The sequence below is a fragment of the Paenibacillus daejeonensis DSM 15491 genome, from assembly GCF_000378385.1.
In the GTDB taxonomy this organism is placed as follows: domain Bacteria; phylum Bacillota; class Bacilli; order Paenibacillales; family Paenibacillaceae; genus Paenibacillus_D; species Paenibacillus_D daejeonensis.
In genome coordinates this window covers 1-6328 of record NZ_KB899690.1, presented here as the reverse complement: position 1 = coordinate 6328, position 6328 = coordinate 1, and the positions used below count along the sequence as shown (strand labels likewise).

The following is a 6328-nucleotide window of genomic DNA, read 5'->3' as shown; positions in this document are numbered from 1 at the left end:
GATTGCTACCCAGATGCGCCGCAATTTCGTCTACACTCTTACGTTTAGCTAAGATCGCTTCAAGAAATAACACCGCTGTCTTCCCAAGAAACAACTTTTTCCCATACCGATCCGACAACCAAGCTTTTGCGGATCGATCCATAATGCCCAGCACTTGACTCAACACGTTTCGCTTCGTTATGCTAACCATAGAGGTTCCTTTCCGTCTTGTCTTCCTAACATTACGGTAAAGGAACCTCTCTCTTTTGTAAAATTTCCCTTCGGGCTAACATGTGAACTTCTTTGCAAGATTACTGGTGTCTGGTTCGGCTAACGGCCATATATGCACTTATCTGCTCCAGATGGGGTGTGATTGGGCTGACTATACGTGAATAACTGCGCTCACGTCCGTTAGAATTCCAAACCGATGATTTTTGTTCAAATAGCTGCGCTGGTGGCCGTTAGAGTCAAGGTGATGTGCTGACGCTACCCATGTGTGTACCCGCTATGACCGTACGTCAGCTTGAGCAATCGCGGTTCATGCTTCTCGATGAAGTGCGATAAATTACAATCGAGAACAAGATTCCGATGACGCTCTTGATTTGCTCTTGCTGTGCTAGAGTTGCTCGTCGCTCTATACTTGCTAACTCACGCTGTGCTCGACTTGCCGAGTACCGGCCAAGCAGTCCGCGACCACGATACGCCTCCAGATCCATAGGCCCCGTATACTGCATGCCGCGGGCAGCCTGCCAGATGCACTGTCCACTGACTTCGCCCGCTCAACTCAAAAAAGCTCTCCAGCACCGTTACACCTCTGCCAGAAAGCCTCGCTCGTTTAAACCTGCCACCTATGCTCGTCCAACCCGGTAACTAAGCGTGTCTAAGTTTCATTCCTTGCCGTCCCCCAGAGCGCGGTTCCTCAGAGCCCATCCCATCAGAGCACCGTCCACCAGAACACAGCCCCCCGGAGCGCAGTCCCTCAGAACACTAACCATCAGGAGCAACTGCTCCTTCATCCCCAATGAAACCAACTCTAATCCGCCAAGGTTTGATTTCTTCGAGTCTTGGTGTTTTTTATTCGCTCACTCTGGGTACTTTATACTATATAACCTGCAAATTTTTACCGTTTCCGTACAGGCCCCGTCGAATCGCGCGGTAACAGTCGGGTCGGGAGAAGAATCTCCTGGTAGACTTCGTCCGGGTTATCCATGCGCCACATCAGCTGGTGGAGCGCCTTGCGCGCGAACTGGCCGATGTCGATCTCCATGGTGGTCAGCTTAGGATGGCACATATCCGAGAAATGCGTATGGTCGAAGCCGCAGATGGAGATGTCCTCCGGGATGCTCTTGCCTGTGGTGCGCAGGGCATTGCAGACATAATAGGCAAACCCGTCATTCATTCCGAACCAGGCCGTGGGTGTATCGCCCGCTTGCTGCAACACATGCTGAATCGCTGATGCTTCCTCAGGGACATGGACATACATAAGCGACTCCGACGGTTTAATACCTTGTTCCCGGAGCGCCAGCAGATAGCCTTCGTACCGTTCCTGATAACTGGGAGACGCGTCCACATTGCCGATGATCCCGATCTCCGTATGTCCCAGATCCAGCAGATGCTTCACCGCCATGTAGGCGCCAAACCGGTTGTTGGTCAGAATAGCATCCGTATGGAGAAGCGGGTGATGATGGTCAATTAGCACGGTGGGCACGCGCTCGCTCAGAATGCGTTCAATATAAGGTGTGCTGATATGAGACAACACGAGCAGACCGTCCACCTCGTTATCCGCCAGAAAAGCGGGGAGCGTTAGCTCATCACGCATGGCTGGCGAGATCGATTGAATCTGCAGATTGAGATTATGCTTCTGCGCTTCCCGTTCGACATCAATATAGATCTTGCCAAAAAAATTCTCCATCGAAAACGCATACTCCGAAGCGATCAGACCAATCCGCCGAGTCGGTGCGGCTTTTCGTTCCGAGATCTTCCCTTTATAATTGTAGCCCATCTCCTGGGCGGTCTTCACAATCAAGCGGCGGGTCTCCTCGCTGACCCCGTCCTTGCCGGTCAAGGCTTGTGACACGGAGTTCTTCGAGAGCTGCAGACGATCCGCAATATCTTGCATCACAATTTTCTTGTGCATCCTTACACAAACCCTTTCCATTCCGATATTTGTAACGTTACAAAACATAATACAGGTTATATTTTTAATTGTAAAGTGCTTCTAAACGTTGACAGCGTTATCAATACTCGATATAATGCAGATGTAATCAAAAAGTAACGTTACATTACAGTAATTATGAATTACAAATATAGAGAAAACGGAGGTCTTTCACTTGAAAAAACGTTACTCCACCACCGCTGTCCTGTTGCTATCCTCTTCGCTTGTCTTGGCAGCATGTGGAAACAACAGCAATCCAGGTACCAACGGGGGCGAGACCGGACAATCGTCTGGTGATAAAGTCGAGGTTCGTCTGGCCACTTGGGCTGGTAATGAGGAAGCCAATGAGCTGCAGGCAATTATTGATGAGCTGAATGCCAATTCGACAACGTATACCCTTGTTCAGGATTCGAATCCGGCAGAGTATGACACACGCATTATTACGCAGTTGTCGGGCAATTCCGGTCCGGATCTGTTCTGGATTAGCGCACAGCGAGCGGCGCAATTCTCGGCTCAAGGCGCAATGCTGGACATTACAGATCGTCTGGAAGCTTCGGATCATCCGGCTGCCCAGATGGACGATTATTATGAGGCTTCTCTTCAACCCTTCACGCACGAGGGGCAACAGTTCGGCCTGCCTTGGCTGCAGCAGCCAATCATGATGTACGTCAACAAAGGACTGTTCGATGAGGCAGAGCTGAGCTACCCGGATGAGAACTGGACCTGGGAGGATTTTTCAGCAGCTATGACTGCTCTAACTAAGGATGGTAATGGCAACAACCCTGGTGATGATGGCTTTAATGCCAGCAATACGGTCCAGTGGGGCTTCACGTTGAACGGCTGGCCGCCAATCCAGATGTTCGTCTGGCAAAATGGTGGAGAAGTGCTGACCGAGGATGGTGAATCGCCGATTGATTCACCTGAAGCGACGGAGGCGATGCAGTTCTACGCCGAATTGTTGAACGGTCCGTTGACTCCTTCCCAGTCGCTCATTCGAGACCGCGGATTCGATACGATGTTCCGCAATGGTCAAGTTGCCATGTTCATGGGTGGCGCGGCTGATGATCTCGATTCTACTGTAGAGAATGTCGAAGCCTTCATGGTACCTGCAGGCCCAGATGGTACGCATGCTACCTTCGCTGATGTACTGGGTATGGGGATTAACTCCAAGACAAACAATCCCGATGCGGCATTTGATGCGCTCGTCGACCTGACGGATGCGATTCACCACTGGAAGATCATGCCTCCGCGTGTGTCGCTAGGTGATCTAGAGACGTTGCAGGAAATGCATCCGCAGAAAGCGCAGTCCCTGGAGGCGATTATTGCATCCATGGAATATGCACGTCCGTATCTGTACTCCGAGCAATACCCGAACTGGGACAATGTATTCACAACGCAGCTAATCGATCCGATGGTCAACTCGGGTGCCGATCCGCTCGACTTGATCCCGCAGGTCAAGCCACTGCTGGAGAATGCAATGCAATAATTTGATGGTTACAGCATAGGGAGGCACCATTCGTGCCTCCCTGTTGCTTGAATGAAACGAGCTGAGACCTAGCGTGCTGCCAAGCAAACTGGCATCGTGAGTGTTCCATTAAGCTTAATGGGCGAAGGCAGCCGTTTCACCTTAATTAGGACCGCTTTTTGGTATCCGGCCCCGCAAGGTAAAGGGAAGGCGGGGATTTCATTGGGCGAGGTGAGAATTGCATGAATAATTATATGGGGACGCTTGTCCGTTGGGGCGTATTGCCGGTCTTACTGCTAGGCATCGGCTTTGTGATTTATTTTATCGCCACGCGTTTGAGATGGAGCAAGCGGCAGGCGATCGGTCTGGCGTTGATATCGCCTTGGATCGTCGGTTTTCTCGTATTTACGTTGTACCCCTTATTTAACTCGCTGTACCTCAGCTTTACGCAATCGAGCATTTTCGGCGGGAGCCGCTGGATCGGTCTCGATAACTACGTGAAGCTGTTCACGACGGATGTGGAGTTCTGGCCGTCGATTCGAATTACACTGCTCTATGCGTTGCTGTCCCTACCCCTCGGTGTCGTTGGCGCCCTGCTGGTAGCGATGCTGTTGAATAACAAGCTGAAGGGCATTGGGACGTTCCGGACCATCTACTTCCTGCCGGCGGTCATGCCGGAGGTGGCGGTAGCCTTGATCTGGCGTTGGATGTTCAACAGCGAGACGGGCATTATCAACTTCGCGATGTCTCCAGCCTTTAACTTGTTCGGCTTGGATACACCCAATTGGTTCGGGGATCCGAACTACGTGCTGCCGGCCTTCATTATTATGAGTCTATGGGGCATTTTCGGCGTGAACACGGTCGTCTTCCTCGCTGGACTACAAGGTGTGCCACGCTCTCTCTATGAGGCGGCGGAGATTGATGGCGCAGGTGCATTTACGAAGTTTAAAAATATTACGGTACCCCAGATTTCACCGGTTATTCTGCTGCAGGTCATCATGGGGATGATCGGAGCGCTGCAGATCTTTACCGTTGCCATGTTTGTACGACCGACCACAGGTGCGGGCAAATTCATGAATCAGCTCGTCTATGAGCGTGGCTTCACGCAAATGGCGATGGGCGAAGCATCCGCAATCGCATGGGTGCTGTTCCTGATCATTCTGGTGATGACGCTGCTGGTCTTCCGGTCCAGCCCGGCATGGGTACACTACGAGTCGGACGTCAAGCGCTAGGGAGGAGGAGATAACGATGTCGAACAGCACAACAAGTCAGTCGTCCTCTACACAAGCTGGAGGTTCAAAAGGACTCAAACGACTGCTTATTTATATCGTGATTACTTTGCTGGCGGTTGTTATTCTGGTCCCCTTCTTCTGGATGATCTCAACCGCGCTGCAGGCGGACGGCGATATCTTCGCATGGCCGCCACAGTTTATACCGGATCCGCCGCAATGGAACAATTTCGCCGAAGCCTGGACGGCAAGGCCGTTCACCCTATATCTAACCAATACCGTGTTCATCGTCGTACTCGGCTTGACCGCCGAACTCGTCAGCTCGACCGTGGTTGCGTACGGGTTTGCCAGATTTCGCTTTCCAGGGAGTACCTTTATTTTCCTGGTCTTGCTGGCCACAATGATGCTACCCTTTCATGTAACGCTGATTCCAACCTTCCTGATCTGGCAGCAGCTGGGTCTGGTCGGTGAGTTTGACCCGATGGTGTTGCGGGCCTGGACAGCGTGGGGGCCATTCTATATTTTCCTGCTCCGTCAATTCTTCATGACGCTTCCCCGGGAGCTGGACGATGCAGCAGAGATGGATGGCGCGAATTTCTTCCAAACGTTCTATTATGTGATGCTGCCTCAGATTAAACCAGCGCTGCTGGCCGTGGGGATCTTCGCATTCCGGGGCTACTGGAACGACTTCCTGGGCCCGTTGGTGTACCTCACCGACAGCAAATTGTACACGATGAATCTGGGGATGTACTTCTTCATGGGCGGGATCAACGAGGCGCCGCAATGGAACTATCTGATGGCCATGTCCACCCTGGTGGCACTGCCAGTCATCATCTTGTTCTTCGCTGCGCAACGCTACTTTATTGAAGGCATTACGTTCACGGGGATCAAGGACTAAGGTGGAAACTAGATACGCTACAAATGTAACGGCCACCAAGGCAGCTATTTCGCTCAAAATGGATAGTTTAGAAACGTAACGGCCATATAAGCCGCTATTGCACCTATCGGGACCTAATTTCTCGTGTTTTCACTATAATAAGCGCACTCATGGCCGTTAGATGTGGGAGAGCCGCAAAAAATAGGAAATAAGCGCCACTGTGGCCGTTAGAGCGACAGCCCCGCGAGGGGAGAGTGTGGCACCTATAGACGTTCTAAATGTAACGGCCACCACGGCAGCTATTTCGCTCAAAATGGATAGTTTAGAAACGTAACGGCCATATAGTGACTGTCTATCAACTATGAATAAATGAGAATATGTGCGGAAATATCGAAAAACAGGCATGGAAGAGGTCTTCAGGTAGTCTAGGTTTGAGGAGGTTGGTGCGTGGGTTTTGGCTCAAATTGCATGTCTAATTAACCCCGAACCGGGAGGCGAAAAGCGCCTGGAGACCCTTTTGAGGTTGACGACGATGCCGGCAAGATGCGCTTTAATTGCAGCTGCTTCTTTGCTGCAGGTCCACACCTTACCCAGACCGCAATGGTTCTTGAGCTCATTGTTCT

4 protein-coding genes are annotated in these 6328 nt (G+C 51.4%); 3 read left to right on the top strand and 1 reads right to left on the bottom strand.

The window, feature by feature from the left end; all coding sequences use genetic code 11:
- Positions 1-1099 precede the first annotated feature (1099 nt).
- Complete coding sequence (locus F556_RS0132770; protein ID WP_020621237.1) at positions 1100-2116, bottom strand: LacI family DNA-binding transcriptional regulator; 1017 nt, start codon at positions 2114-2116, stop codon at positions 1100-1102.
- A gap of 193 nt (positions 2117-2309) precedes the next feature.
- Here F556_RS0132770 and F556_RS0132765 point away from each other — a divergent pair, with 193 nt between their 5' ends.
- The 3 genes from F556_RS0132765 (at position 2310) to F556_RS0132755 (ending at position 5726) form a co-directional block, all read left to right on the top strand.
- A complete protein-coding gene (locus F556_RS0132765; protein WP_020621236.1) occupies positions 2310-3620 on the top strand; it encodes an ABC transporter substrate-binding protein in 1311 nt (436 codons plus the stop codon).
- A 221-nt stretch (positions 3621-3841) separates the two neighbouring features.
- Complete coding sequence (locus tag F556_RS0132760) at positions 3842-4831, top strand: carbohydrate ABC transporter permease (RefSeq protein WP_020621235.1); 990 nt, start codon at positions 3842-3844, stop codon at positions 4829-4831.
- A 16-nt stretch (positions 4832-4847) separates the two neighbouring features.
- Complete coding sequence (locus F556_RS0132755; protein ID WP_020621234.1) at positions 4848-5726, top strand: carbohydrate ABC transporter permease; 879 nt, start codon at positions 4848-4850, stop codon at positions 5724-5726.
- Positions 5727-6328 lie beyond the last annotated feature (602 nt).

Bases quoted from the DNA above. Each gene is read 5' to 3' on its own strand.
- F556_RS0132770 (WP_020621237.1), bottom strand. From the start codon at position 2,116: ATGCACAAGAAAATTGTGATGCAAGATATTGCGGATCGTCTGCAGCTC.
- F556_RS0132755 (WP_020621234.1), top strand. From the start codon at position 4,848: ATGTCGAACAGCACAACAAGTCAGTCGTCCTCTACACAAGCTGGAGGT.
- F556_RS0132760 (WP_020621235.1), top strand. From the start codon at position 3,842: ATGAATAATTATATGGGGACGCTTGTCCGTTGGGGCGTATTGCCGGTC.